Below are 25,960 nucleotides of genomic sequence, written 5' to 3'. Positions count from 1 at the left end.
CGCCATTGGACCGCTTCCCAACGCGGACCCCATGGACAGGTGGCCGAGTGGTTAAAGGCAGCAGACTGTAAATCTGCCCGGGTTTCCCGTACGCTGGTTCGAATCCAGCCCTGTCCACCACCCTCCGGTCCGAGGGCATCTCCTGAAATCGCTGGAAGCCGCAGAAAAGCTGGGGTATTATCCCTTTTTCGGTCCTCTGCATCCCATGCCATATCACTGCAGCGCGAAAAAAAGTTGGGGGAAAATGTGGGGGAAGGTTTTTCGACCCCTAAATGAAGTGTGGGGGAAAAAAATTGGATTAAACCTATGAAAAAGCTAACAGCTTTGGCGGTCAAGGCAGCATTGGGAAATCCTGGGACCTATCAGGACGGTGACGGGCTGTTTCTGAAGGTCGATAAGCGGGGAGGCGCCTCGTGGCTTCTCCGGCTGCAACGCGACGGCAAACGCCATGATATCGGCCTGGGCAGCGCCAAGCTGCTTCCGCTTATAGAGGCACGGCTGAAAGCCCATGAAATTCGCAAGGCAGTCAAGATCGACGGACGCGATGTGCTGGCGGAGAGGAAGGCCGAAGCCGCCGCCAAGGTGACGTTCCGCGAAGCGGCGCGCAAATATCATAGCGAGAATGCCGCCAGCTGGAAAAGCGCCATCTATGCGCGCCAGTGGTTCGCAGCTCTGGAGAGCTACGCTTTTCCTAAATTGGGCGATCTTCCGACCGGGCAAATCACCGCCGCCGATATTATCGAGGTGTTGTCGCCGATCTGGCAGGAGATTCCCGATACGGCGCGTCAGATCCGCAACCGTATCTGCGTTGTTCTCGATTATGCGAACGCGAAAGGCTGGCGCTCTACCGAAGCTCCGTCGGGCAGTGGAAGCCTGAAAGCCGGGCGAGGGTTGCCCCGTCAGGTGAAATCGCGAGAGAATCGCAAGGCCATGCCTTACAGCGCGTTGCCCGACTTCATCACAACCCTGCGGCGAAAGCCTACTTTCGGACGGTTGGCGCTCGAACTGCTCATCCTTACCGGCGTGCGCAGCCAGGAAGTTCGGCTCGCGACGTGGGCGGAGTTCGATCTTGAGGAGCGCTTCTGGACAATTCCAGCCGACCACATGAAGCGGGGCAAGGCACATATGGTTCCGCTGTCCGACGCGGCTCTCGCGGTGCTGGCCAAAGCGAATGCCTTTCGCCTTCCCGATACAAATGTCGTTTTCCCGGGCGCGGCCGGAAAGCCGATGTCCGACATGACCCTGCTAAAGGTGTTACGCGACATGGAGGTGCCCTTCCATGTCCATGGCTTCCGTTCCACCTTTACCGACTGGGCGGCGAACGATGATTTCGCCGATGCGGTGGTAGACGCGGCGCTGGCTCACAAGACACCCGATGCCGTGGAGGCGGCTTATCGGCGCACAACCTATCTTGGTACGCCGGGCCGGCCCGGCGCGCGCGTCAGGCTGATGGACGCGTGGGGAAGCTATTGTGCCGGAGGCCCTGCCGAGGCGATGCTGTAGGTACCAAATGGAAGCAGCCTCGATTAGGCGTGCGTCGGCGGGATCACACCGCAGCCGGCGGTCGCGCAAACTGCAGCCTTTGTAGGCCATTATGCTCTACTTCGCGGCGGAGCGTCGGCTTTGTCCGCCTGCTCGCCTCAAGTGCGCAGGCGATATCGGGTGTGCTTAAATTCCCCATCTTTTCGAAGCGCGCCTAGCAGCACCAGTTCAGCAAGGTCTCGCGTGGCTGTCGCCGTGGCCGCACCTGTTAATGTACGATAATTTGCGGCGCTCAGACCTCCTCTGAAGCCATCCGGCCCTTCCGCGAACATTCGTAGAAGAGCTTTTTCTTGTCGCACGTTGATTCGACCGCGAAGACGATCAAGCAGCTTGGTTTTTGCAATCAGGAAGTGAACCCGCTCGAGCATGCGTTGTTGAGCCGCAAGGGCAATATCGAAAAACCAGTCGAGCCACTCGTCTATACGGTTCGGCACGCTCGCTCGCTGAAGCTGCGTGTAATAATCTTTGCGATGCCGCTGGATCATCTCCGCAAGAGCGGTAATCGCCGGCGCGTCGAGGCCTTGAGCTAGCGCCTTTTCGGCAATGGCGCGACCGAGACGTCCGTTGCCGTCTTCGAAAGGGTGAATGGATTCAAACCACAGGTGAGCAATACCCGACCGAGCCAGTGCGCTTATGGGCGAATGGCTGCTTGGACCGCTGGTGTTAAACCAGGCGATAAATTCCCGCATCGCTTGCCGCACCGCCAGCGAGGGCGGTGCTTCGAAATGCACCTTTGGCGTGTGCAGATTTCCTGAGACGATCTGCATCGGATCGGCGTGGGTCCGGTATCGACCGATGTCCGCGAGATCGTGCCCGCCGTTCATGAGCAAGCTATGCCAATGAAACAACATTTTGTCGCTGAGCGGCTCGCGATAACTCTGGAAAAGGTTTGCCATCAGTTCTGCGGCGCCTGCTTCTGCTGCATTGGCACGGTGATGGTTGGCTTTGACGCCTAGGTATTTGGCTACCGACGATTGTACGCTGGCACGGTCGAGTATCTCGCCCCGATCGCAAAACTGTCGACGGCTTCCTGCGTCATAACCTCTATGGAGAGATGTTGCCGGTCATCCGCGTCTAGGTGGATCCTGGCGCCGACCAGAAAGCCTGCGCCCTTCAGGAACTGGTCCTCACGGTTCCGCGGCCGCGAAGCATCGTAGCTGAAATTCGGCCAATCGGGCTGCTGCCAATTCCAACGCATGATCGATAAGATACCCTTCTATCGATCAGAATAGGTCATAACATGATTTATAAGAGATGATTCTATCACTCAAGGATGGCGTCGCCGCGGCTCCGACTTTCGCTGGCAGCGGATCGTCGCCACCAGCTTACCGCGATCGCGAGATAAGAGAGATCGAAGCCTGCCGCATGCCGAAAGACCGAGGGGCCATCAGCCGAAAAGGCGCCGAGCCCATCCGCGCCTTCCATGATGATGCGGCGACAGTCCGGAAATCTGAATGAGGTAATTGCCAAGAATGGCAGCTTGCTGCTTCGTCATCACAAAACGGCTAAGATCAGGATCGTGCTTTCTTGCGGCTTCTGACGATTTGACGCTCTCGAGCCGGAGCATGATCTTGTCGCCCGCATCATGATGGGCCCAGCCTACTAGCGCTCCAAAATTTTCCGTCATCCGCTTCGTCCCCACCCTAATGGTCATTCAATGCTGATACCGTGGCGAGGAAATTACCAGAAATCGTCAGGATTGTCGTCCCACCGGCGCATTCAAAGCATCGACGATCGATGTCAGAGCGAAGCCTCAAGGGACGTCTGACCGGTCCTGGCTGCTTTCGATAGACCGTAACACGCGGCCTCAGCTTGTATCGCCGTGCCCATCTGCCGCTTGGGACAAGGCATTCGGCTGCTGGCAACCTATCGGCGGATTGGCCGTTGCAGGACCATCGCAAAATGGTCGGGCGTGCGCGTTCGGTGTTACGTTTGTCGGGTACTAGCTTCAACGAAGCACAGCCCGGCTCGTCCGGGGCAGATACCCGCCTTGCTCGATTGGGAGCTGAAGTATGAAGAAGATTATTGCAGCAGTTCTGCTCGGTAGCCTGGTAGCGCCGGCAACACCTTCTCTTGCCGAACCTCCGCCCTGGGCGCCGGCCCATGGCAAACGTGCCAAGGAGCGCAGCCTCTACGACAGCAACGGACGATATTATGAGCCGCGCAGACTGTCGCGCGGCGATCGTGTGTGGCGCGGCCGGGATGGGCGCTATTATTGCCGACGCGACAACGGAACAACCGGTCTCATTATCGGCGCTGCGGTCGGCGCATTGTTGGGACGTGAGCTCGCCAGCGGGCGCGACCGGACCGTAGGAACGATCATCGGCGCTGCAGGCGGCGGGCTGCTGGGCCGCGCCATTGACCGCGGGGAGCTGAAGTGTCGCTGAACCGATAGGCGAAGCCGAGCGGGCGGCCAGCCACGCCGATGGGTCGGCATGAAGCTCGTTCGCAAGTCATCATGCGTTGCTGCCGTGCCTAGCGTAGCGGTCTCGTCGCCGGCAGCTTCTGTCGCAGCGCTGACCTCGGCAGTTATGGCCCTCGTTCACCCTTGCGCTCGCGCGTTTGGGCAATCAGTAATTGTTCTGCGGTCGTCGCGCGCGACGTGGCGATCACATGATCGACCCCATCGATGGTAATCGCCAGCGTTCCGCGTTCATTTGTCTCGATCAGTCCCTTGGATTTCAGATACCATTGATGAAAATCGAAATGCTCGTCGCTGCGCCCGAGCATTTCCTGCAGGAAGAAGGGCGCGACGCCTGCGTCCTGCGCATTTTGTCGGCGACGCTTGTAGAGCTCGCGCAGGATGCGGCTTTGGGCATCCGCATCGTCCAGCGCTGCCTGGGTGTCGATATCAAGGCCGGCGCTCGCCGATTGTACGCCGTCAGCCCAGGGACGATGGGCCTTGTAGAGTAGATCATATTCTGCCCGCAATTCAGCATCACGCAGCTTGCGATGGGCTTCGATCACCTGGTTGAAGTTGACGACATCAGCCGTCTCGTGATGATCGGGATGATAAATTTTTGCGAGTGAGCGACAGGCCGTCCCAAGTGCCTTGGCGTCGCGGCGCCAATCGACACGCAATATTTCTTAATCGTCGGTGAAGTCTGCGTCCTGATCATCGCTGCATTGCCGCGATCGATAGTCCGGATTTCTGCCCGGACAGTTCGGCGGATTACGCCTTTCTATCGCGCCCTTGCGTTGGCTAGGCGATAGCCAGGCGTTGCGCAACGACCGCTCGCGCGAACGGTCCCTATGCTTTGCTTGCAGAGTTCAAGCTTGCGACCGCATTTGCGCGTCTTTGAAGCGCGGCCAACTCGGGCACGGGATTACCGAAGAGATTTTTGCAGGTCTGGGTAGCTGGCGGCCAGCAATCGCGCCCGCCGATTTAGCGCTGCCCCCAAGCAAGGGGGCGCGGATGACGCTGCATGATGTGACGATCGAAAATGCGGGGCATTAGGCGCCATCTCGCCATAGCCCCACATCAAGATCGGCCGGATTTTCCGGCAATATGATTTGCCGATTTTCCCTGCCGAAGGTCGGCAGGGAGCCCCGATAGCGCTAGCGGCCTTAGGGCCTCAGCCGTAGGTTACGCGAATTTTCTGCTCGCGCTTCGCCGAGCGCATCAAGCCCCCGACAGCAAAGAAGCCGAACAGGAAAAGCGCCCAGGTTGCCGGCTCGGGAACAGCGCCCACGTCGCCTTGCGAGAAACTCGCCTTGAACCAGACGTCGTCAGCTTCTCCGAACCTGTCCCAATTCGAGCTTGTCAGCGCGCCAAAATTGTCGCCGGCATTATAGTAGACAAAGCCGCCCCCCGGCATCTGTTCGCTACCGAAGCTACCCGAGTAGGGCATCGATGCGGTGCTCTCAGCGCCGGAGAAGTCCGCGAAGAGAAAGGCGACATATTGGGCGCCGGTCGTCAGGCCAAGGCCTCCGGTCGAGAAAAGAAACTCGGTCGGATTGTCGTAGAGCGATCCGGTAAAGGATTGCAGGCTGCTGGCGAACAGTTGCGCGCCGGTCGCCTTCGATCCGTCCCAGCCGTAGATATAGGCGCGGAAATCGACCGGGTTTGTGACCCCTCCGGTGAGATACAGCGAGAAGCTGTCCAGGACATTGTCAGCGCCGACGGTGAAGGTCTGGCCATAGGCCGAGGTATCAGGGTCGCCAAACGGGCTCCACGCACCGGTAAATGGCTGCGTCGTATCGAGCGAGGTTGCGGCCGAGGCGGGCGCGGCAAGAAGCACGGAGCTTGCGGCGAGGGCCGCGCTGCAAAGCAGAGTCTTGATGCGCATCGTTAACTTCCCCTGATGATGATTAACAAAACTTAAGAAAGATTGCGCGGGAAGTCAATCAGTTCGCCACGCTGCGCAGCTGTGCCAAAACGGGGCATTGAGGGGGCGATATTGGGCATCGCGCTTGATTGGTGATGGAACGCAGAGGTCGATCTCAGCCGCAGAGTAGCGCGCTGAATGGCGCGCGCGGATTGGGCGCGCAGGATTAGGTACCCGCCGACGCGGCAGACCGCGCAACGAACAAACTTTCGGAAGGCGCGTAAGCCGAGCGCTTTGTTAAAGCTCGACGCTAATCTTCACCTTTTCGGGACTTGTCCCCACGGCACGCGCGATCTCCTCGCGGCTGCGATCGATCACGGTCTGGATGGACTCCGGTTCGGGTTCGTCGATCAGCTCGTCGAGCGATACGCCAAGCAGGTCCGCAAGCGCATCAAGGCGCGCGTTCTTGGGGCGAGCGCGGCCCTTTTCCCAACCCGAGATCGAAGGCGCGCTAACGCCGAGATGCGCCGCGATATCGGCCTGGCTTAGGCCCTTGCGGACACGCAGCCTTTGCAAGCGGGCACCGAAATGGGCAATCGTGCGGCGTTCTTCGGGTAGCGCGTCGAGATGCGGCGTAGCTGCACTGCGCAGCTGAACGGCGCTCAACGCCGCAGCCGAAAGCGGCTTCCGGAACTGACAGCCGAAGAGGAGGCCGCTCGTCCACACGATCTTGGCTGAAACCAGCCCGGCATGCGGTAAATCCACCTCGATCCGGTCACCGGCCTTGGGGTCGGCGTCGCATTCCATAAGCAGGCCGGTTTCGGAAATATTGTATATCTGAACCGCGAGCCGTTCGCCGTCACTCAGGCGGCCTTCAATAAGGAGCGGGAGATTGCGGCGAGCGCTTCGGCGCTCGCTCGCGAAATTCGGATCGGGGGAAAGATGGTCGGCCATTGGGATCATAGAGTGGAGAAATTGGGTTAAGACTTCCTTATTGGCAGCTCCGAGCCGCAGCAGGATTGTGACGGTAGCAAGGATTGAAGGCGGGTTCGGCGGGCTGCGGGCGTGGCGATACAAGCTCGCTCCGGTCCCGCAAGGCGGGACGTCGCCGATGCGGCAGGCCGTGGCTTTGGCGCCGCGGTTTGACGCGCGGGAACATAGGCCGACCGCTTCGTGCGGGGCACCCGCTTCGGTAATGTCGCATCAATGCCACCGCGCCGGCTTGCAGTCGTACGGGGATGCTTCAGCTCGACGCGATGCTCTTCTTGGGTGGCTCGCCTCGGCCGCTACGCCCTTCGGCATGACTTAGCCGATTCTTATGATGTGTTAATTTGAGACAGGCAGCGCGCCGAAGCGTCCGGAAAAATTGTGTTGCAGCGCCTAGGAAATGTTAAGAGCGCCTAAATTGACTCGGATGACGAGCGAAGGCGTGTGGGTCGCGCATTTCAATTCTCAAGGGACGTTTGGCATGAAGTTCGCACTCAAATCACTTGGGGCTCCGGCCGTCCTCTGCGCGCTCACCCTCTCTGCAGCGCCGGCTAACGCTGCCGTTCTCATCTGCACAGGCGCGAACTGCGTCAGCACCGACGGCAATGTGCTTGTGAACAAGGGCACCGGCTCGACGGTCACCGGCAGCGTGGGCGGTGTCGGCCTGACCTTTACCAGCAGCACCGACTCAACGTTGGTCGGTGGTGCCAATGGCCAGGCGCGCGTTGAATCGGCTGACGGTCTTCTCAACGCCCTGACTTTTACCATCCAGAGCGGCTATGGTTTCGAGTCGGCAATCTTCAATCTCTCGCCCGTCCCGGGCAGGGCGCGGAACGAAGCGACGAGCGTGTTTCTAACCTATCTTCTCTCCGACGGCACGACCGCCTCGATCACCAAGTCGGTTGCCACCAACGGCAACAACTGGTTCGGCATTTACGGTGATGCCGGCGAAGTCTTCACCAGCGCCGGCTTCATTGCCAATCCGTCGACGACGGGCATCCATGACATGCGTCAGGTGCGTCTCGGCGGTGTCGGCCAGCTCGCCGCCGCGGTTCCCGAGCCGGCGACCTGGACGCTCATGCTGCTCGGCTTCGGCCTGATTGGCGGAGCGATGCGGTCGCGTCGCAAGGACGCGAATGTGCGCGTCTCGTTCGGCTGATCCAGCTTACCTGAAATTGAGCAGGGCCGTCGATCTCGTTGATCGGCGGCCCTTTTGCTGCATTATCGTCCCGGTTTCGCAGCGCACGATCTGATCGCTCCCGTGGGGACGCAGGTCGTGCGCATATTCGCCAGTTCGAGAAACGCTGCAGGGCCCGGCGCTTGCCACTACCCCGGCACGTGTCAAGCCTTCGCGGCGCTGGACCAGGGCAGGGTCAATTCTCCTGGTCACCCCAGCGTTCCAGAGCCATTTCGGAGGCTGCCCGCCGGTGCGCTGCTGCGCTGCAACTCCTGGACAGGCCGATCCGCGGCCTTCACCGGATGGCTACCCGCGGCGCACCACCCCCCGTACCGGAGGAATAGCCGAATAATTGGAAAGCGACTGTGCAATGACGGAGGTCTTGGGTTTGTACTTTTTGCTCAATTGGTGTCCGCATCGCGATAACGATGCGCTATAGTGGGCTCGGCATGCGGGACTCTGTCTTAATGGTGGCCAAGCGTTGGGCAAACCAAGAATTGAGCCAACGCCGCGAGGGGCGTTCGACAAACAGATAGCTAAATGCGCCAGCGACCATCGCGGCGGGGAGCATCGCGAACCAGAAGCTCGATCCTGCCTGCACTAAGTAAAAGGGCTGCTGCCAGAGATAGATCGAATATGAGAGCATGCCGAAAGTCGTGAACGCGCGCATCGAAAGGAATTTCCGCAGAGACATAGGGGCGTAATCCAGCGTCACTACCGCGACTGCGAGAAGAATAGCAGATGCCGTGTAATGAGCCTCGATCGGGGTCAGGTAGAAAAGGACGATCGTCAGTCCGACGCAGGGTAGAGGAAGCCAGCCCAGAATTGATGCCACACGAGCCGGCACGTCGGCGCTTACTCCAATGGTCAGATACAGAGCGGCCGATAGGAAAACAGGGGCTAGCCGGACGTCGGTGCGCCAATACACCTCATGGACACCCCCGCCTTGCACGACCAGCCTTAACCCATTGGCTAGAGCGAGAAAGCCGATCGCAGCGATCACAACGCGTGCGGATGCTGGCTTACGCGCAAGTGCGACTCCAATTAGTGCGAGCAGAATGTAGCAATGCTCTTCTACTGAAAGTGACCAGACATGGGTGAGCACCGACGCGTCCGTTTGGCCGAGCGCCTGGGCGTAATTAATGGTGAAGGTCAGTGCCGACGCGGCCATCCACGGTTCGACAGTGGTGCGCCCCCTTGCCATCCAAAGGAGGACGCCAATAGCGCACATTGTCGCGACAAACACCAACAGCGCAGGAAAGATGCGCGAGAATCGCCGGAAGAAGAAAGTCGGAAGTGGCATGCGCTGGACGAACAGAATTTCCGCCATCAGCCTACCGCTCAGCACGAAAAAGAACTCAACGCCGAACCCGCCCATCTTCTCGAGCGCAGGCGCAACCGCACTGCCGAAATGACCGAGTAGTACAAACAGGATAGCGAGGCCGCGCCATCCGTCTAGATATCCAATTCGCTTATGCTGGGCCCCGTTCATTGGTGTCTGCTATCACGACTTCCGCAACTTGTAAGCATGCTTCGCGCTAAACGCTCCGATCCTCTCGTTGATGCGATCGACAGCACGCGCATGCCGACGGAGCAGGTGGCGCTTGGCGCGGGTATAGCGGCTCAACTGTTCCTCCGGTCGCAATAGTTCGCCCAATCCTTCATGATCATGCGCCGCTTCTCGAGATAGGTGGTGATGGCGGCACCCCCTGTAGGTCGGCACCGCCTGCAGCTTGCGCCGCTTGATTTGCGTGCGCACCAAGGTCGACCTGTTGGCATGGTGACGGTGTCTGGGAAGTCAGGAAGATAGCCGCGCGCGGTGGTAGTCGCGCGCTGCGCCGATCAGCGTCATCGTGCCGATCGCGACCCACAGCCATCCGATGACCAGCACCGGGCCCGCCGGGCGATAGAGCAACCGATCGAGCGCGTGCAGCGAAATCGTTTCGACCGCAAAGAGGAGGAGGGCCGCCCCGGTCGCGATCAGCGGGACACTCGCCGACGTTTTGCGGGCGCGCCGCCAACGCCGCGCGAGGAGAATCAGGCCCGTGAAGGCGGCGATTAGCACAAGCGCGATCTGAAGCGGCTGACGTTCGGGATAATAGTCGCCGAGGAGGGCTATCACGCGATCGTGGAGTCCGTGGCGGAAGCCGAGCGCGCATTCGGCGGCCAGGCAGCCATTGACCGCCGCGAGTATCCGGCCCGACGGCCCGCGCAGCGACAGGCAGGCGGCCGCCGCGCCGCCGAATGCCACAAGGCCCGCCCATTGGGTCGCGTCCATCAAGCCTCCCGCCCTTCAAAGGGGCTTCAATATCCCTCGCGGGGAGCTAAGACCAGCTTGTGCTGATCGCCGCGCATATCCTCTGGGGCGTCGTCGCCATCATCCTCTTCCGCACGGCGCCGCCGCGCCAGGCATTCTGGGCGGCATTGATCGGCGGGTGGCTGCTGCTGCCCCCGGCGGCCTATGGGCCGCTACCTCCGCCCGGCAGCTTCACCTATACCATCGTGGGCAGCGGGCTGCCCTCGGCGCAGCTCATCACCAAACAATGGACTGCCCCCGCAATTGCCCTCCTGGCGTCCGCGCTGTTCGATCGCGCGCGCTGGGGCGGTCTTGCCTTGCGTTGGTGGGATCTGCCGATCGCCGGCTTCTGCCTCTGGCCGCTCCTCCAGGGGGCGTTCGTCGGGACTGCGTCGCCCGCGCCGCCGGTGGCTTTGCTTTATCTTCTGGGGGCCTGGGGCTTGCCATGGCTTGCGGGCAAACTCTATCTTCGCGGCCTCGATGACGCCCGCGCATTCGCGGAAATGCTCGCCGGCCTGACCCTGCTCCTTCTTCCCTTCGCGCTGATCGAGGGGCTGACGCGCTTTCGTATTCAAACGCTGATCTACGGGGCCAATCCCTTCGCGCATGATGGCATCGAGCGCTACATCGGCTTCCGGCCGCAACTCTTTTTCGAACATGGCAATCAATATGGACTGTGGATTGCCGGGGCAGCGCTCGCAGCGGCCTGGCGATGGCGCGATGCGGCGGGCGAGGGGACGGCAGCGCGGTGGCGCGTCGCCGCCGTCCTGCTCGCGGTCGCAACGCTTGCCGCGCAATCGGCAGGGGCGATCATCCTCCTGGCGGCGGGGCTGGGGCTTCTTTTCATGCCGCGCCTGTTCGGCACGCTCCGCATCGCCCTGCCGATGGCGCTCGCTGGCGCGCTCGCGGTCGGCGCGCTCCATGTGAGCGGCGCCGTACCGCTGCGAAGCATCGCCACCGATACCGAGCCCGGGCAGGCGATCGTCAGTGTGCTGCGCGCGAGCGGGCGCGGCTCGGCAACTTGGCGGGTCAGCCAGGATCTCAAGACCCTGCCGCTCCTGCGCAGGGATATAATCTGGGGCACCGGGCGATGGGACTGGTTCCGGCCCGCGGGCACGCGCCCCTGGGGGCTCCCGCTTCTCATCCTCGGTGCCTACGGCCTCGTTGGGCTTGCGCTGCTTGGCGCGGCGTTTGGCGGCGCGCTCGTGCGTCTTGCCGCCATCGCCCGTTCGGGCGGACCGAACGCGGCGGGCGCGCGGCTCGCCATATTGCTCCTCTTGCTGTCCGCGATCGACGCGCTGTTCAACAGCTTTCTCTTCTATCCCGCGATCGCGGGGGCTGCTCTCTCAGGCGGCACACCCAAAGACGCAGCGCCTGATCGCACGCCGGCGGCCTAAGCGAAGGCCGCCGCCACGTCGGCGCTACTTGGCGGCAGGCTTCGCCGCACCCTTGGGCGCAAAATCGGGTTGGTATTTGATTTCGGCAGCGGCGCGGGCCTGCTTGAGGCGATCCTGCATTGCGCTCGTCAGCTGCTGATTCTGGATCGCCTGGACCGCCAACGGACGCGCCGCGTCGCCGGTCAGCGGAACGGCGCGTTCGCTCTTGATCACTGCAACCGTGACCATGCCATTCTCAGGCGCGATGAACGGCTCGCCCGCCGGCAGCGCGCGGATCTGCTGCATGCGCTGCTTGCCGACTTGCGCCGAATCCATCTGCGCGTCGGTGCGCGCGAACTTGATGCCAAGCTCCTGGAGATGCGACGCGACCGCTTCCATCGAATGATCATTCTCGAGCGCCTTGAGCTGCGCCATGTCCTTGGGCAGCGGGAACTGAATGCGGTCGATCGCAAAAATCTTGCGGTCGGCGAACATGTCGGGGTTGTCGGCGATGAACTTGTCGATCTCGGCCTGCTCGGGAACGCGCTGCGCGCGCTGCGCCTTCTGGCCCATGAGCTGGACGAGCAGCGCATCGCGCAGCTGGCGCTCGCGCAGCAGATAATCGGGGGTCTTGTCGAGGCCCTCGTCGCGTGCTGCCTGCGCCAGCAGGCGCCGTTCGACCACACGCTCGAGCGCTGCCTGCTGCACCACCTTCTTGTCGACACCATCGGGAATATTGACGCTCCCGAGCTCGGCGTTGACTTCCTGGAGCGTGATTTCCTCGCCATTGACCACGGCGGCGACCTGGCCGGTCGGCTCCTTGTCGCAGGCGGCAAGCGAAAGACAGGCCAGGGCAATAGCGGTGAGGTTCTTGGTGCGCATCGATAGGTCCTTTTACGTACTGCTGGTCGCACCGAGCAGCAGATGCTGCAGGCGGGCATTGGAATGGAGGATGAAACTTCGAGAGAATTCGTCGAGCAATGTTTCCGCCTCGGGCGCGTCCATGCCGAGCGTCGAGACCCGCATCATTATGCCGTCAGGAATGTCGCCGGCGATATTGGCGCGAATGACCGCCATCCGCTGCTCGGCCCAGCTGCGCGGGAAGGCGTCGCCCAGCCGCGTGAAATATTGCACCTGCTCGACCCGGTCGGGTCCGGTCGCGGTGAAGAAATTGGCGGGGATGCGCCGTCCGCCAACCGGAATATCGACCTCGCGGGTGTCACTCAGCGCGTAGCCGCCTACCGGATAGCAGGTCTCGGGACGGTGCAGCTGCAATACGCCGTCCTGCGCATTGTTGTAGGCGAGGAGCATCATCACCGACACGCCGCTCGCCGAAGCGTAAACCCGGGTGACGAGATTGTCGTAGAGCCGATCGCGCAGCGCGTCGGGCGGCGGGAGCACGACGCCGCTCTCCGAAATACTCGTCCACCGTCCGAACTGCCGCGGCACCCAGGTGTCGAAGGTCTTTTCCGGGACGATCGGATTGGCGACCGCCGGCTGGCGGACGAAAGCAAAAGCCGATGCGGCGGCCAGCGTCCCGCCGATCAGGGCGCTTCGCCGCGAGATCGCCGGGCCGGAGGCGGCGCTGTCATCAGCCATGGGCCGGCTCGCTGCGACGCGCGGTGAAACGATCCCAGAGCGGTTTGAGCACCACGTCGATCCCGAAAATGGTGAGCAGTGCGATCCCGAACATCACCAGCCCTGCGAAATTATGCAGGAAGCCCTGCGCCGTTGCCTCGCCCGAATGATAGGTCAGGAGGATGAGGATGAGCACGCGGAAGAAATTGGCGATTAGCGCGACAGGCACGATGAACAGCACGAGCAGCAGCGCATAGTGACCGGCCCCCACCGAGTGGTCCGCTGGGATTGTTAGTGCATTGACGCGTCCATCGCCAGTGTTGGCCGCAGGTGGAGCGAAGCGGAACCGGCGGGCGACACTGGCGATGGAACGGCCTCCGGCGCCGGTGGTCGATATCCCAGCGAGCTGTGCGGCCGGACGGTGTTGTAATGCCGCCGCCAAGCCTCGATCAGGATCCGGGCCTCCGCGAGCGAGTAGAAGATCTCGCCGTTGAGCAGCTCATCGCGCAGGGATCCGTTGAAGCTTTCACAATAGCCATTCTCCCATGGCGATCCGGGCGTGATATACAGCGTCTTCACGCCGATCTGGGCGAGCCATTGCTGCACCGCCGTCGCGATAAACTCCGGGCCGTTGTCCGACCGGATATGCGCCGGCGGCCCACGCGTGACGAACAGCTCGGCCAGTGCCGCGAGCACGTCGTCGCTCTTGAGCTTACGCGCCACCGGCAACGCCAGGCACTCCCGGCTCGCCTCGTCGATGATCGACAGGATCCGGTATTTGCGACCATCGTGCGTCCGGCCCTCGACGAAGTCGTAGGACCAGACATGGCCGGGATATTCTGGCCGCAGCCGGATGCACGATCCGTCGTTCAGCCACAGACGCCCGCGCTTCGGCTGCCTTTGTGGCACCTTCAGCCCTTCGCGGCGCCAGATACGCTCAACCCGCTTGCGGTTCACATGCCACCCCGCATCGCGTAGCAACGCCGTCACCCGGCGATAGCCATAACGACCATATTGCCGGGCCAGTGCGATGATATCCTCAGTGAGGGCCGCTTCGTCATCCGCCCCGCGTGGCGCCTTGCGCTGCGTCGATCGGTGCTGCCCGAGCACGCGGCACAGCCGCCGCTCGGACACCGGCATCATCATTCTGATGTGGTCGATACAGCGCCTGCGGCGTGCGGGGCTCAGAAGTTTCCCCGGGCAGCCTCCTGCAGGATCAGCTTGTCCAGCGTCAGGTCCGAGATCGCACGACGAAGCCGCGCATTCTCCTTCTCCAGATCCTTCATCCGACGCGCCTGATCGGTCTTCAGGCCGCCATATTCCTTGCGCCACCGATAATAGGTCTGCTCGCTGATCGCGATCCGACGACACGCCTCGGCGGTCGTAGCGCCCTGCGCAAGCACAACCTCCGCCTCACGTAGCTTGCCGATAATCTCTTCCGGGCGATGCTTCTTGCTCGGCATTCTATATCTCCTTCGTCGTCCAAAATATCATCAATTTTGGACCACTCAGAAGGGGGCAGATCACACCTAACTAGCTCCGACCGTTCAAAAACCCACTCAGTACGCATTTTTATGTATTACCACGCGTACGGTCTTCAAAAGGATCAAGATATCGCTCCATAAGGACCAATCGGACAGATACTCAAGGTCGCAGCGCACGCGCAGATCCAGATCCTCGGCTTTTTCGGTAGCCCCGCGATAACCGCGAATTTGGGCAAGACCGGTAATGCCTGGCTTGAGCGCGTGGCGTAGCCAATATTTCTGTGAAGCATGCCAGAATAATTCATTGCCCGCCGTCGAGCCAAGCGCGTGCGGACGCGGTCCCACCATACTCATTTCGCCTTTGAGGACATTGAATATCTGCGGGAGCTCGTCGATGCTCGTGCGGCGGATGAAGCGACCGACCCGCGTTACGCGATCGTCAGCGCGCGAGGCGGACTTGTCGCCCATCGCGTCGCTCGCTTCGACTCGCATCGACCTGAATTTGTAAATGCTGAACTGGCGGTTGCCCTGGCCCACGCGCAATTGCCGGAAGAACACCGGTCCCGGCGTGTCTAGCTTTATCGCCAAGGCGACAAGCAGGAGCAGAGGGCCGAGCAGAATCAGCGCTGCACTAGCCGTGACGAGGTCGAGCGCGCGCTTCTGGATACGATTCATAAGATTGAGCGGCCCCCGCGACAGAACGATCGTGTCGCGCCGGTCGTAGCGGCCAAGCGCGACCGCTCCATGCAGGAGGTCCCGGTCGAGCATAATCTCGCCGCCAACATCGTGCCCTTTGAGAAATGTCGACCATTCGGCGCGATGGTCATATTGCGAGGCAACCACCACGCGGTCAAAAGGCGCAATCAGCCGGGAGAGGGCATCGATCATGTCCGGGCGATCAAGATCGGGCCATAGGCCCTGGGCGCCGACATCCACAACCACGGCGGACCCTTCGGGAACGGCATCGAGGCCGTCCAGCAACAGGATCGTGGCGACCACGACGTCGCCCATCACGAGCTTCACGACGCGATCGAGAATGATTTTCGACACTATCAGAAATATCGCCGTCGTGCCGAAGGTAATCGCAAAGCCGATGCGCGAGATTTCGTCGACCTTGAAAAGAAAGCTGATGCCGACGATCACGAACGCCGTCGCCCCAAGCGCGCCAAGCGCGCGTTTGGTACCGAGTAACCGGTTCTGCAAGGTTTCGGCGTCCTGAGTTTCGCGCGCAATCTCGAACATCAGGAACAGCGGAAGGGCTATGAAGAGAATAGAATGACCGCCGGCGCTGAGCCATTGCGCGTCGCGGGTTTGCAGCGCGCAAGCATAGCCGAGCACCAGCGCCAGAAGGTCGAGGGCCAGCGAGAAGATATAGAGAAAGGTCCGCTTGTCGCGCGCCGGCGCAAAGAGGCCGCCCTCGCTCGACGGGTTCGGCGGTGTCGCGAGCGACAGGTCATGATCAGGCCTGCTGTAGATTTTCCCGCCCTTCACCACTTGGCACCCGGCCCTTCAAGCCCGATCCGAGTTGACCTATCGGCATCACCGCCAGCAAAGCAAATAGCAGAATGGCGGAGAAATCGACAGCGTTTACAGTGCAATTCCGGGACTCGCGGCACGCCGTCCCGAATGGGGAAAGGCCTCTTGGCAAAGCTTAACGGGACTGCTGGAAAGGGTTCGGTACCTTGAGCACGGTAAAGATGTAGATGATCACGCCGACCAGCAGAATTGCGGCAAATAGCGGATAACCTTCGTTGCCAATATAATTGACGATGGCACAGCCGACCGCGGGCGGCGCATATTGCCAAAGCTTGTCGCGCGGCGTTTCCTCGGCCGATCGCTGCAGCAGCAAGGTCACTAGCCCTGAAAAGGCAATGACAGTGATCCAGTCCCAAATCGTTTCCACAAGTCCCTCCCGAACCCTCGCCGGCTCCAGCCCACAGATTTCCGCGGTTGCTCTAGCCTCTTATTCCGGGCCACAGCATAGCAGTGAATACATAACTGCGGTAGCTGCCTTGTGGGGCGCTCTAAATGACAAATGCTTATATTGTATTGTAATGGTGCAGCGCTTGCGCGAGGCTACCCCTCGCCGGTTCGTTTGCCAGCATTCGGCTCCAGCTGCATTTCGCGGCACAGATGTCGAGCGCGTTTGCGGCCCCGCAAAAGGCTTGGCGCGTTGAAGGGAAGAGCAAAGGCGTGGAAGCAGAAAGCAGCCAAACCGGCACTTGGCGGTACGAACGTGTCGCTATCGGTGGCGGCGGTTATGTGACCGGAATGCGTATAGCCGGAAAAGGCACCGATAGAACGCGGGTTTGCCGCACCGATACCGCCGGAGGTTTCATTTGGCTTACCGCCGAGAATCGCTGGCAACCGCTACTTCAAGCGGGGATCAACATCGATCCCGAACTGATGCGCTATCAATATCCGCGGGGGGCAGGCTGTTACGACGCCGCAGTTGCGCCGAGCCGCACCGAATGTATTTATCTATGCCAGAGCGGCTTCGTCTATGTGAGCCTGGACCGGGGCAAATCATGGCGGCGGACCACGCTGCCCTATTACGACGGCTATGGCGCCAACAGTGGCTCAAGAGCGACCAACGAGCGACTCGCCGTTGATCCGGTCAACCATCTAATTGTAGGGATTGGGAATCCCGATACGGGCGCTCGTGGTGGGCTGCATATCAGCTTTGACGGCGGAGACAGCTGGGCAGCGCATCCCCAAATTCCCGCGCCGAGTGCCCCCGATCGCGGGATGGCGATCGCCTTTGACCCCGACAGCGGTCGTACCGGCGAACGAACCCGGCTGGTCTATGTATGGTCTTATGGCCACGGCATCTTTCGGTCGGTTTCCGGCATTCAAGGCCATTTCGATCTTATTGAAGGGAGCCCTTCCGATATCGGTCATATGGTGGCGCGCGACGGTAATTTATGGACCGGCGGAACCTCCCGCGGTGACGGCGCGCCGCTGCGCCGCTGGACCGAGCGGGTGGGCTGGATTGCAGTCCCCGGCGTCCCTGACGCAAAGCACATCGCAATATCCCCCGATGGCAAGCGGATTGTGTCGATGATAGCTTCAAGCGCTTATCGACTTTCGCTGGACGGAGGCGCCACCTTCGGTCCTCTCACGCCGCGGGTCCGGCGCAAGGCGGTCCATATCGGCTGGCACGAGACCACCAACGAGAATTACATGTCGAACGGCGCCTGCGTGTGGGATACGGAGGAGGACATTCTGTATATTGCGGAAGGCATTGGCTGCTGGAAATGTATCGGCCCGCCGCATGATGGTAGTGTCCCGGTCTATCTCGAAGACAGCGTCGGCATCGAAAATCTCGTGTCGATGCAGATCCTGGTGCCGCCGAAAAACAGCCGGATCCATTATGTCACGCAGGACCGCAACGTCGCGACCCGCGACTGGTGGCAGTTCCGACAGTATCCCGCCAACATTGGCGTCAGCAATGCGGTGCCGCTCGATCATGGCGGCGGCATTGATCACGCCGCGGGTAATGAGGATTATCTTGCCGTGGTTAGCAGCAAGAATGGCTGCTGCAATATTTCACGGGATGGCGGAAAGAGCTGGGCACCGGTTGCCACTGTTCCACGAAATGTCCGGGCCACCGCACCGCAGCCGGCTACCGAGGGCACCGGGTTCGGCGGCAACATCGCTGTTGGCCCCCCGGGAAATATGGTTTGGCTGCCTACCGGCAATAATAAGCCGAGTGTTACGTTCGACGATGGCGCGAGTTGGGCCTATTGCCTGTTCGACGGTGCAGAGCCCGAGAATAGCGGAATGCGCTGGCATAACCAATATTCCTATCAGCGCATCCAGCTTCTCGCCGATAAGGAACGTCCGGGTACTTTCTTTCTCTACCATGTTGGGAATGAACGACATGATGAGACGAGCCAACGTTTCCGGGGGATCTGGAAATCGGAGGATGGTGGGCGAAATTTCCGACGCATGCGCAAGGATCTGATTGGACCCATTTACGGAACAGACGCCTTCAACTGCAAATTGAAGATGACGCCAGGGCGTTCTCCCCATCTGTTCTTCTGCGTTGGCGACGTCGACGCAAATGATACGGATTCCGACATCGGCCTTTTCTTCAGTGCCGACGAGGGTTCGAGCTGGTCTCGGGTCGCTGGCGTTCGCGAGCCGCTCGACTTTGCGTTCGGCAAGGCGGCGCCCGGCAGCGATTATCCGACACTTTACGCCTGGGGCGGTTTGGCCGGCCTCCGGGGTCTCCACCGCTGCATCGAATTTGATCCGCGTCGTCCAGGCGCCGCAAAATGGCAAACGATCGGCCATTATCCGGGAGGGAGCATGGACAATGGAACTGTGCTCGCCGCCGATATGCAGGAGTTCGGACTGGTCTATCTCGGCTTGGGCGGATCGGGGATGTTTCGTGCTGTTAGCGAGGCAAGCCTGCGGCTTGGCTAGCCGTGGGTCAACCTCCATACGCAATGATCGAGCGCCAGCGAATTGTTCGAACTTGCGCATCCTGATGGGGATGAACTTACTGTCGTGGTCTTGAATGGTTATCGATCCCCGGCTTAGCTATAGGATCGGGGCCGTGACTGACACTCTGGACGACGGACTCAGTTTTTCTCTGGGATCGAGTCTATGGGGGGGCACCGGCTCAATCCTACCCTGCGCTTCTCCGACCCCTGTTGAGGCGTTCGATGGCAAGTTGAGGAAAGAATACCGCAACCCATACTGACTTTTGCCGTCGCAGAAGGCTTGCGAAAAGCTGGGGGATGTCAGCAGATCACTCAAACTTCTGGGCGCCAATCGCTGTAGGCATAAGCAGTGAGGGACATGTCGAGCAGAAGTCGTTAAAAATTGTCTCTAGCGAGTGGAGAAGGCTTTAGCTATCTTGTGAGCAATCATATCGACAGTACGGAGGGTAGGGGGTTGACAGCGATTGAGGGGTTTGACCAAACGCTGTTAATGGTAATCCCGACTGTTCTCGAGGAGGAGAACGGTACAATTCTTCTAGATCGCGACTTCTCCAACAACCTTGAAGCCTATCTGGCTGCGTTTGAGAAAGTTGTGGTAGCTTGCCCGTCCGCACGTAAAAAAGGGTCGTTTCCTAGCACTCGGATTTTAGAAGATTTATCTGGTCACGAGCGAGCGCGTATAATCGTCTTACCTGAGCCATATCGAGAAGATCGGTACGTTTTCTTTCGGAATAGAATATCGAAATTGCTCAGTCGAGAAATCGATATGGCGCGATATATTCTTATCTCTCCTCACGCGCCGTTTGATTGGTCGACTCTGGCTGCCAGCATTTGCATTCGCAAAGGCCGACATTACAACATGGAGGCAGACTGGAACGTACCGATAACTTCGCGGTATATTTGGAGTGAGATGCCATTCGGAATCAATAAATTTCGCAAGCGCTTGTGGATGGCGTATTATAATCCCAAGTACTGGAAAGCTCTTAAAAATAGTAGTTTGTCTCTTCTTCAAGGTGAAGATGTGATGGCGGACTATCGCCAGGTAGCGAAAAATCCACATTCGGTGCTTAACGTTCAAATCACTTCTGAGGATCGCATATCGGCAGTGGCACTAAAGGCTAAGGTAGAGCGGGTATGTCTGGGTCAGCCCTTGCAGCTGGTCTATGCGGGTCGCGCAATCGCAATGAAAGGCCCGTTGTATTGGCTAGAAACGCTGCGCTTACTCCGTGAAGCTGGCGTGCCATTTGAGGCGCGGTGGTTTGGAAGCGGGGAAATGCTTGCGCAGATGGAGCGCTTTGTTGGAGATAATAATCTAGAACAATTCTGCAAGCTAGAAGGAAACGCGACGCGTCCTTCAGTATTTAGGGCGATGCAGGAATCTGACATATTCTTATTTTGTCACATGGGCAAAGAATCGCCTCGATGTTTGGTTGAAGCCCTTGCGTCAGGAGCTCCGTTAGTCGGTTTTGGCTCGGATTATTCGAGAGGACTCACAAATGCTTCCGGCGGCGGAATCTTTGCAGAGCCAGGGGATTCATCGAGTTTGGCGCATGTAGTGGAGTCACTCCATCAAGATCGCTCGCGCTTGGCCGAGCTCATAGCGGCCGCAGCGGAAAGCGGCAAAGGCCTCGATCGGGATAAGGAGATCCAGCGGCGCATTGAATTGATGAAGCAATTCCTTTGACCGCAAATACTGGCAAAAGCACTACTTTGGCAGAAGTGTGATTTTTGGATTCCCTCGCGTAAAGATGCGTGATTCATAGGGAGCCAGCTTTTGTGGAGGTTGGCGATGAATGGGGATTGGCACCCCGATCGGCAGCAGATCACTCAGGTCGCGTAGCTGCGGCCACCAGGCCGCGCTCACGATCCAATCCGACGGTGGCGACCTCCGGCTTCATAAGACGACTCCTAGACGTGGACCTACAACGGCCGCATCATTGCACGGCCACGCGGGTGCAGGGTAAGCGCTGTTTCCGGGCCACCTTGCGTCGTGGGGTGATCGCGTTAGATGATGGGCTGTATGGATGACGATAGCCTTGCGAGCGCACTGGAGACCTACACTGGAGTGGCTCGGGAGCCTGTTTGTCGCCCGGAGTTGCTCGGTGCGATGGTCGGTCGACGTCGGACCTGGACGCACGTGGGCTGAGAACAGCGCTTACGGTGCAGGCGCCGTCCACGCCATCACGTCACCGGGTAGTTGGCTGCACTTTCAAGGTTTGCAGCCTAAGTAGTCGCCGGTCAGTTTTGGCCTGTCGAATAGTGCCAGCTATAATTCCTAACGCGATAGCGAACACATACTGAGTGAAATAATCAACAAATATCCATTCCCATAAGCTATGTATGGCTGTAACAAATATTGCAACGCTCGCCCCTAGAACGATGTCCCCCCTGGGGTCTTTGCGAAATGAAAAGGCAAAGTGCAGTCCACGTGAAGTGCTCCAGAAAAACAGAAAAATTAAAGATATTAGGCCCGCCCATCCTGTTTCCGCTGCGGTTAGAAGGTATATATTATGAACGTGGGCAGCTCGGCTATTTTTATTCCATATTACTCCGGCGTTTTGCGAATATCCTTTGGAATTTGCAACGATAACGTACTCGTTGGCCCCGACTCCCATTGGGTGGTCGCGCCACATTGCCTTTGCGGCTCTTTCAAAGGCTTCGCGCTCCCCGTCAGGGCTAAGAGCTGCGGCGGTTCCTCTAGAGAAGCGCTCGCCGAAGCTTGTGACGGCTACAGGACCCACAACTGCTAGAAATAGAACTGCAAGTCCCACAATTTTCCATTTATGAGGGGTCATTTTGCGCGCGAGTGAAAGGGCAAGCAGTATGCCTAGGCCGAGCAAGACGAACGCTACGGCGCCACGAGATGCGCCGAGCGCGACGGCAATTAGAGACGCGACTACGCCGGCCATTAGCAGCTTACTGCGATCACCCGCGAGCAATAGTGCGAGGAGCGGAAGTGTTACGAAATGCAGCATCAACCCTAGAAGATTCTGATGCGACATTGTGCCCGGAGCTTGAACAATGCCCGACAAGCGCTGCTCAATTGTTACGAGGCCTTGGAAAACCGCGCCTGCAGCGAGGCCGAAGGCAATCCAACGCACGGCGCCTGGTCTGCCAGCGACCGAAGCTACCGCCGCGAAAACAAGCACGACGCGTAGGAGTTGGAATACGTAGAAGCTCGAGCTGACCCATTGATGCGATACGAAAACAGACATGAGGACGGCCGCGATATAGGAGCAGAGTGCGCCGAGTAGCGGTAGACGCCTGAAGGGCGCTTTCGCAGAGAGTAAAATAGCGATTGCTAGCGTGTCTAGGATGGAGACGATGAGCCCCCGCGCAAAGCCTGGCCATGTCGCCCAGTTGATGAATGCCACATCGAGGTTAGCGAAACTCATCGTAAAAGGGAGAATGCCGATTGCAAAATATGCCCATTTCCTTTGCGAGGGAAAAGCACGCACCCACCAGATCAGAACAGGCAGGGAAATTAGAATAAGGACTATTCCGAGTATTCGCATGTGCCGTTCAACTCGCGCTTGTTGACGGGAGGAAGCGCGCCGCAGCCGATAAGCGAATTCGGCTTTTGCAGTTATGCTCTTTGAACATTTTAAGAATCGCCAAAAATACGGTTTTGAGAGAGAATGACGTAGCTCCGCAGCGGCCCGGCTGGCAGATGGCAGGGCACGATTGCTCCCCTGCGCCGCAGCGGCTGTTTATGATCGGGTCTGCTGCAGATTTTTCTGCCTTCCACCAGTTGGCATAGGGTCGTCCAGGCCCGATGCATTTTGCTGCGGCAGCACCGCTCCCGGCACTGGCGAATAGCAGAATCTGGGAAAGATCGACAGTAATTTACGGCGCCAATCCGTGGCTTGCGGCAAGTCGCCTGGATTGGGGCAAAGCCTCAGGCAAATGCTAATGCGACCTCTTGGAGAAGTTTGTCTGGTGAAGTGCGGGATAGATGTCGATAATCACACTGACAATCAGAATCTGGGCGATCGCCTCGTGACTATTCGATACGCAGGACCGGTAAGCGAGTGACCCGTCACTTCATGGCTGGGTGGCTTGGCCTGCGTGCCAGGACTCCATCGCTGCATCGAATTTGGTCCGTGTCGTCCAAGCGCAATCTCGGTCTGGGTGGATCGGGGATGTTTCGTGCCGATAGCGCGTCGAGCCTGCGGGTTTGCTGAGGGGCGCAAATCCCACTCCCTCGCCAAAATCGTCGTTTCAAAGACGCATGGTAAAAAAAGAGGCGGCCTGTAAGGCCGCCTCTTCTGGTCCTTTGCTGGAACCTTGAGCGTCAGGCGAACTGAAGCGCGCCCGTTCCACGCCGACGACGCATGCCGAAGCCGATCGCGCCGAAACCGAGCAGCATCAACGCCCAGGTTGCCGGCTCGGGAACCGCATTGATGGTGAAATTGTCGGTCTCGAACGCATTGCCCGTCGAGCTGAGGCGCAGCGACTTCAGATTGCTGACATCATTGCCGGTGATGTCGAAGCGAACGACCGGGTTGAGGTTCGGATCGGTCTGATTGCCGTTGGCCGGGTTGAAAATATCGCTGCCGGTGAAGCTGGCGATGACATTGCCGTCCATGTCGAGGAATTCGACGAGGTTATAGGCATCGACCGAACCCCAGAGGAAGCTCACATTGAAAATATCAGCAATCGACGAGAGATCCAGAATGCCCGGCGAGCCGTCGCTCGGGCCGACCGTCCAGTAATTTCCGGTGCTGCCGAAGGGCTGCGCGCGGATACCGCTTGCCGAGCCGGTCGTCACAAGCCCGCCGCTGACCGGGGCAGGGGTTTCGAAATCATAGGTCGGCGCCGGGCCCGAATAGGGATCGGTGCCAGGCGTAACGGTGCTGAGCGTAACCGCAGCATTTGCCGCCGCCGGCATGGCCAAGACCGCAGCCGAAACTAGAAGCGCTTTGGAAAGAAATTTTCTCATCGTCGGTATCCTCCTTGGTGGTGGCAGGCCCGCGACTCGCCCTGCAATGTTAATTATTAGGAATTCTTAACCCGAATCGCTTGATATGCGAGTCTTTTTTGCGCGCAAAAGTCTGTCCCAGAATGGTGCAACCTGCTGATCTTGCCAGCAATGCGCGTGGGGACCGACCTAGAAAGCGCCCTTTGAGCGCTACGTCACAGCAACGAGGCCGCTCTTTTGCCACAGTGGCGCAATGTTACAAGAAATTAATCCATGTTATGCGAATACAGAAGGGGAGGGGCGTGCAAGTCGATCGAGCGCGCTTTGCCTTTCGTGTGCGCCTCACTATCGCTGGAAGGCCGAAATTCAGGATCAAGGCATGGTCACGCTGCTGATACGGCTAGCTCTTGCAAATATTCTGGCCGGGGCAGCTGTTGCACCGGCATTGGCCCAGGATATCAGCGGCCCGGCTCAGGCGGTTGATGGCGACAGTCTGTCGCTTTCGGGCATATCGGTGCGCCTCTATGGAATTGACGCGCCGGAATATGATCAAAAATGTACGCGCGGTGGGGAAGCCTGGGATTGCGGGAAAGCGGCTGCCGCGAAGCTTGGCGAACTCGTTGCCCGGGGATCGGTTCGCTGCCAGCAGCGCGATATCGATGATTATGGTCGCAACGTCGCAGTCTGCACTGTCAACGGCACCGACCTGGGTCGGGCGATGGTCGAAGCAGGCATGGCGCTCGCCTTCAGGCCGTATAGCGACGCTTATGTATTAGGCCGTGAACCCATAAAACGTTGGCGTTGGGGCTCGGCTGTGCCACCCTGCATTTATGGATGAGCAGCACGATCCCAGCTTGATGGGTATGACGGTCAATGAGCGGCTATTTCATGGTGGCATTCTCGGTCAGTGGGATGCTGCGGTGAGGCGGCGAGATCGGCAGGAGATGCTCGCGCTGCTGGAGCAAGTGGAAGTTACTGATCCGCATTTTACGGTCGACACCGTACTCGCCAACCCAAAGGCCTACGGTTTTTGAACGGAAGATCTTTCCCTCAGGGAGTTTCTCTGATTCAGCGTCGGCATGAGCCGATATGACCTGACCGACTTCGAGTGGCGCGTGATCGAGCCGCTGCTGCCCAACAAACCCAGGGGCGTGCCACGCGTTGATGACCGGCGGGTGCTGAACGGCATCTTCTGGGTGCTGCGATCCGGTGCGCCGTGGCGAGACTTGCCCGAACGCTATGGTCCACGCACCACTTGCTACAACCGCTTCATACGATGGCGGAAAGCTGGCGTGTGGGATCGGATGATGGACGCCATCACCGCCGCGCATGATGGCGACATTCAAATGATCGACAGCACTTCCATCCGGGCGCACCAGCAGGCTGCGACGGCAAAAAGGGGGATCGAGATCATTGTCTCGGTCGCTCCCGAGGCGGCCTCACGACCAAAATCCACGCGGTCGTCGATGGGCAAGGCCTCCCGATCCGGCTGAGTCTGACCGCCGGGCAAAGCCATGACGGCCAAGCTGCTGACGAACTACTCAATCATGTCAGCGCCGGAACGATCGTGCTGGCGGACAAGGCATATGATGCCGATCGCATTCGGGCGTCTCTCCACGGAAAAGGAGCGTTCGCCAATATCCCGCCCAAGGCAAACCGGAGGTCGAAACCGTACTTCAGCACATGGCTGTACCGCGAGCGCAACCTGATCGAGCGCTTCTTCTCCAAGCTGAAGCACTTCCGTAGGGTGGCCACCCGATATGACAAGCTCGCCGAAAACTTCCTGGCCATGGTCCAACTTGCGTCAATGCGGCTTTGGCTCCGCGTTTATGAGTCTACGGCCTAGACGAAGCGCGGGCCCGTGAAGCGGCGAGAGGGAT

Annotated in this window: 27 protein-coding genes and 1 tRNA gene; 11 read left to right on the top strand and 17 right to left on the bottom strand. The window is 59.6% G+C overall.

The window, feature by feature from the left end; all coding sequences use genetic code 11:
• Positions 1–33 precede the first annotated feature (33 nt).
• Positions 34–120 (top strand) — tRNA-Tyr (locus AOA14_RS16435).
• 159 nt (positions 121–279) lie between these two features.
• The gene (locus tag AOA14_RS16430) at positions 280–1,503 is read left to right on the top strand and encodes a tyrosine-type recombinase/integrase (RefSeq protein WP_238929683.1); all 1,224 of its coding nucleotides are present in this window, start codon (positions 280–282) and stop codon (positions 1,501–1,503) included.
• A gap of 137 nt (positions 1,504–1,640) precedes the next feature.
• Here the strand turns inward: AOA14_RS16430 and AOA14_RS16425 are convergent, their stop codons facing one another.
• From AOA14_RS16425 to AOA14_RS19925, 3 genes are all read right to left on the bottom strand, one after another.
• Complete coding sequence (locus AOA14_RS16425; RefSeq protein WP_322787183.1) at positions 1,641–2,438, bottom strand: Fic family protein; 798 nt, start codon at positions 2,436–2,438, stop codon at positions 1,641–1,643.
• Positions 2,439–2,506: 68 nt separating this feature from the next.
• Positions 2,507–2,740 carry a DUF4172 domain-containing protein gene (locus tag AOA14_RS20305; protein ID WP_322787182.1) on the bottom strand — a complete coding sequence of 78 codons (234 nt, stop codon included), beginning with the start codon at positions 2,738–2,740 and terminating at the stop codon, positions 2,507–2,509.
• A gap of 189 nt (positions 2,741–2,929) precedes the next feature.
• On the bottom strand, positions 2,930–3,196 hold the full coding sequence (locus AOA14_RS19925) for a hypothetical protein (protein WP_202988308.1): 267 nt from the start codon (positions 3,194–3,196) through the stop codon (positions 2,930–2,932).
• A 358-nt stretch (positions 3,197–3,554) separates the two neighbouring features.
• Between AOA14_RS19925 and AOA14_RS16420 the strand changes: the two genes are divergently transcribed.
• Positions 3,555–3,929 (top strand): glycine zipper 2TM domain-containing protein, encoded by a 375-nt coding sequence (locus tag AOA14_RS16420; protein WP_062902567.1) that lies wholly within the window; start codon positions 3,555–3,557, stop codon positions 3,927–3,929.
• A gap of 142 nt (positions 3,930–4,071) precedes the next feature.
• On the opposite strand, the gene AOA14_RS16415 is transcribed toward AOA14_RS16420, so the two are convergent.
• Positions 4,072–4,623 carry a J domain-containing protein gene (locus AOA14_RS16415; RefSeq protein ID WP_062902566.1) on the bottom strand — a complete coding sequence of 184 codons (552 nt, stop codon included), beginning with the start codon at positions 4,621–4,623 and terminating at the stop codon, positions 4,072–4,074.
• 217 nt (positions 4,624–4,840) lie between these two features.
• Between AOA14_RS16415 and AOA14_RS19920 the strand changes: the two genes are divergently transcribed.
• Positions 4,841–4,999 (top strand): hypothetical protein, encoded by a 159-nt coding sequence (locus AOA14_RS19920; RefSeq protein ID WP_202988307.1) that lies wholly within the window; start codon positions 4,841–4,843, stop codon positions 4,997–4,999.
• 118 nt (positions 5,000–5,117) lie between these two features.
• Here AOA14_RS19920 and AOA14_RS20190 read toward each other — a convergent pair whose 3' ends face one another.
• Entirely contained in the window at positions 5,118–5,831 is a 714-nt protein-coding gene (locus tag AOA14_RS20190; RefSeq protein ID WP_062902565.1) for a PEPxxWA-CTERM sorting domain-containing protein, read from the bottom strand.
• Between the two features lie 276 nt (positions 5,832–6,107).
• Positions 6,108–6,887 (bottom strand): helix-turn-helix domain-containing protein, encoded by a 780-nt coding sequence (locus AOA14_RS16405; RefSeq protein WP_202988306.1) that lies wholly within the window; start codon positions 6,885–6,887, stop codon positions 6,108–6,110.
• Between the two features lie 391 nt (positions 6,888–7,278).
• Here AOA14_RS16405 and AOA14_RS20185 point away from each other — a divergent pair, with 391 nt between their 5' ends.
• On the top strand, positions 7,279–7,956 hold the full coding sequence (locus AOA14_RS20185) for a PEPxxWA-CTERM sorting domain-containing protein (protein WP_238929682.1): 678 nt from the start codon (positions 7,279–7,281) through the stop codon (positions 7,954–7,956).
• A 451-nt stretch (positions 7,957–8,407) separates the two neighbouring features.
• Here AOA14_RS20185 and AOA14_RS16395 read toward each other — a convergent pair whose 3' ends face one another.
• From AOA14_RS16395 to AOA14_RS16390, 3 genes are read right to left on the bottom strand one after another with little or no spacing between them, the layout of a single operon-like run.
• Entirely contained in the window at positions 8,408–9,466 is a 1,059-nt protein-coding gene (locus tag AOA14_RS16395) for an acyltransferase family protein (RefSeq protein ID WP_062902562.1), read from the bottom strand.
• Positions 9,467–9,478: 12 nt separating this feature from the next.
• Positions 9,479–9,736 carry a hypothetical protein gene (locus AOA14_RS20180; RefSeq protein ID WP_238929681.1) on the bottom strand — a complete coding sequence of 86 codons (258 nt, stop codon included), beginning with the start codon at positions 9,734–9,736 and terminating at the stop codon, positions 9,479–9,481.
• A 36-nt stretch (positions 9,737–9,772) separates the two neighbouring features.
• The gene (locus tag AOA14_RS16390; RefSeq protein ID WP_062902561.1) at positions 9,773–10,252 is read right to left on the bottom strand and encodes a hypothetical protein; all 480 of its coding nucleotides are present in this window, start codon (positions 10,250–10,252) and stop codon (positions 9,773–9,775) included.
• Positions 10,253–10,311: 59 nt separating this feature from the next.
• On the opposite strand from AOA14_RS16390, the gene AOA14_RS16385 reads away from it, so the two are divergent.
• Positions 10,312–11,667 carry a hypothetical protein gene (locus AOA14_RS16385; protein ID WP_062902560.1) on the top strand — a complete coding sequence of 452 codons (1,356 nt, stop codon included), beginning with the start codon at positions 10,312–10,314 and terminating at the stop codon, positions 11,665–11,667.
• Positions 11,668–11,691: 24 nt separating this feature from the next.
• Here the strand turns inward: AOA14_RS16385 and AOA14_RS16380 are convergent, their stop codons facing one another.
• From AOA14_RS16380 to AOA14_RS16350, 6 genes are all read right to left on the bottom strand, one after another.
• Positions 11,692–12,528 (bottom strand): hypothetical protein, encoded by an 837-nt coding sequence (locus AOA14_RS16380; protein ID WP_062902559.1) that lies wholly within the window; start codon positions 12,526–12,528, stop codon positions 11,692–11,694.
• A gap of 12 nt (positions 12,529–12,540) precedes the next feature.
• On the bottom strand, positions 12,541–13,245 hold the full coding sequence (epsI, locus tag AOA14_RS16375) for an exosortase-associated protein EpsI, V-type (RefSeq protein WP_062902558.1): 705 nt from the start codon (positions 13,243–13,245) through the stop codon (positions 12,541–12,543).
• Positions 13,238–13,495, bottom strand: a complete 258-nt coding sequence (locus AOA14_RS19905) for an archaeosortase/exosortase family protein (protein WP_062902557.1) — start codon at positions 13,493–13,495, stop codon at positions 13,238–13,240. Before AOA14_RS19905 ends, epsI begins: the two co-directional genes overlap by 8 nt.
• Before the next feature lie 20 nt (positions 13,496–13,515).
• Positions 13,516–14,687 (bottom strand): IS3 family transposase gene (locus tag AOA14_RS16365; RefSeq protein ID WP_095387322.1). Its coding sequence is split into 2 segments (ribosomal slippage): positions 13,516–14,423 and positions 14,423–14,687, totalling 1,173 coding nucleotides; the frame shifts between segments, so codons are not numbered across the junction.
• A 96-nt stretch (positions 14,688–14,783) separates the two neighbouring features.
• Positions 14,784–16,046, bottom strand: a complete 1,263-nt coding sequence (locus tag AOA14_RS20175; RefSeq protein ID WP_238929680.1) for an exopolysaccharide biosynthesis polyprenyl glycosylphosphotransferase — start codon at positions 16,044–16,046, stop codon at positions 14,784–14,786.
• 313 nt (positions 16,047–16,359) lie between these two features.
• Positions 16,360–16,611, bottom strand: a complete 252-nt coding sequence (locus AOA14_RS16350; RefSeq protein WP_062902555.1) for an XrtV sorting system accessory protein — start codon at positions 16,609–16,611, stop codon at positions 16,360–16,362.
• A gap of 230 nt (positions 16,612–16,841) precedes the next feature.
• On the opposite strand from AOA14_RS16350, the gene AOA14_RS16345 reads away from it, so the two are divergent.
• On the top strand, positions 16,842–19,139 hold the full coding sequence (locus tag AOA14_RS16345) for a beta propeller repeat protein (protein ID WP_062902554.1): 2,298 nt from the start codon (positions 16,842–16,844) through the stop codon (positions 19,137–19,139).
• A 438-nt stretch (positions 19,140–19,577) separates the two neighbouring features.
• Positions 19,578–20,843, top strand: coding sequence for a glycosyltransferase (locus AOA14_RS19410; protein WP_082819975.1), 1,266 nt, complete (start codon positions 19,578–19,580; stop codon positions 20,841–20,843).
• A gap of 502 nt (positions 20,844–21,345) precedes the next feature.
• On the opposite strand, the gene AOA14_RS19405 is transcribed toward AOA14_RS19410, so the two are convergent.
• On the bottom strand, positions 21,346–22,674 hold the full coding sequence (locus tag AOA14_RS19405) for an O-antigen ligase family protein (protein ID WP_082819974.1): 1,329 nt from the start codon (positions 22,672–22,674) through the stop codon (positions 21,346–21,348).
• A gap of 779 nt (positions 22,675–23,453) precedes the next feature.
• Positions 23,454–24,050, bottom strand: coding sequence for an Npun_F0296 family exosortase-dependent surface protein (locus tag AOA14_RS16340; RefSeq protein WP_062902553.1), 597 nt, complete (start codon positions 24,048–24,050; stop codon positions 23,454–23,456).
• A 409-nt stretch (positions 24,051–24,459) separates the two neighbouring features.
• On the opposite strand from AOA14_RS16340, the gene AOA14_RS16335 reads away from it, so the two are divergent.
• From AOA14_RS16335 to AOA14_RS19400, 3 genes are all read left to right on the top strand, one after another.
• On the top strand, positions 24,460–24,918 hold the full coding sequence (locus AOA14_RS16335) for a thermonuclease family protein (protein WP_062902552.1): 459 nt from the start codon (positions 24,460–24,462) through the stop codon (positions 24,916–24,918).
• Positions 24,911–25,114, top strand: a complete 204-nt coding sequence (locus AOA14_RS16330; protein ID WP_062900746.1) for a hypothetical protein — start codon at positions 24,911–24,913, stop codon at positions 25,112–25,114. The genes AOA14_RS16335 and AOA14_RS16330 overlap by 8 nt, the downstream gene beginning before the upstream one ends.
• Before the next feature lie 45 nt (positions 25,115–25,159).
• Positions 25,160–25,926, top strand: a protein-coding gene (locus AOA14_RS19400; protein WP_202988304.1) for an IS5 family transposase whose coding sequence is annotated in 2 segments (ribosomal slippage) — positions 25,160–25,472 and positions 25,472–25,926 — 768 coding nt in all. Because the reading frame shifts where the segments join, the coding sequence is not laid out codon by codon here.
• Positions 25,927–25,960 lie beyond the last annotated feature (34 nt).

It is taken from the genome of Sphingopyxis terrae subsp. terrae NBRC 15098, assembly GCF_001610975.1.
Lineage (GTDB): Bacteria > Pseudomonadota > Alphaproteobacteria > Sphingomonadales > Sphingomonadaceae > Sphingopyxis > Sphingopyxis terrae_A.
The sequence above is the reverse complement of the archived record's forward strand: the minus strand, read 5'-3'. Positions and strand labels throughout refer to the sequence as shown.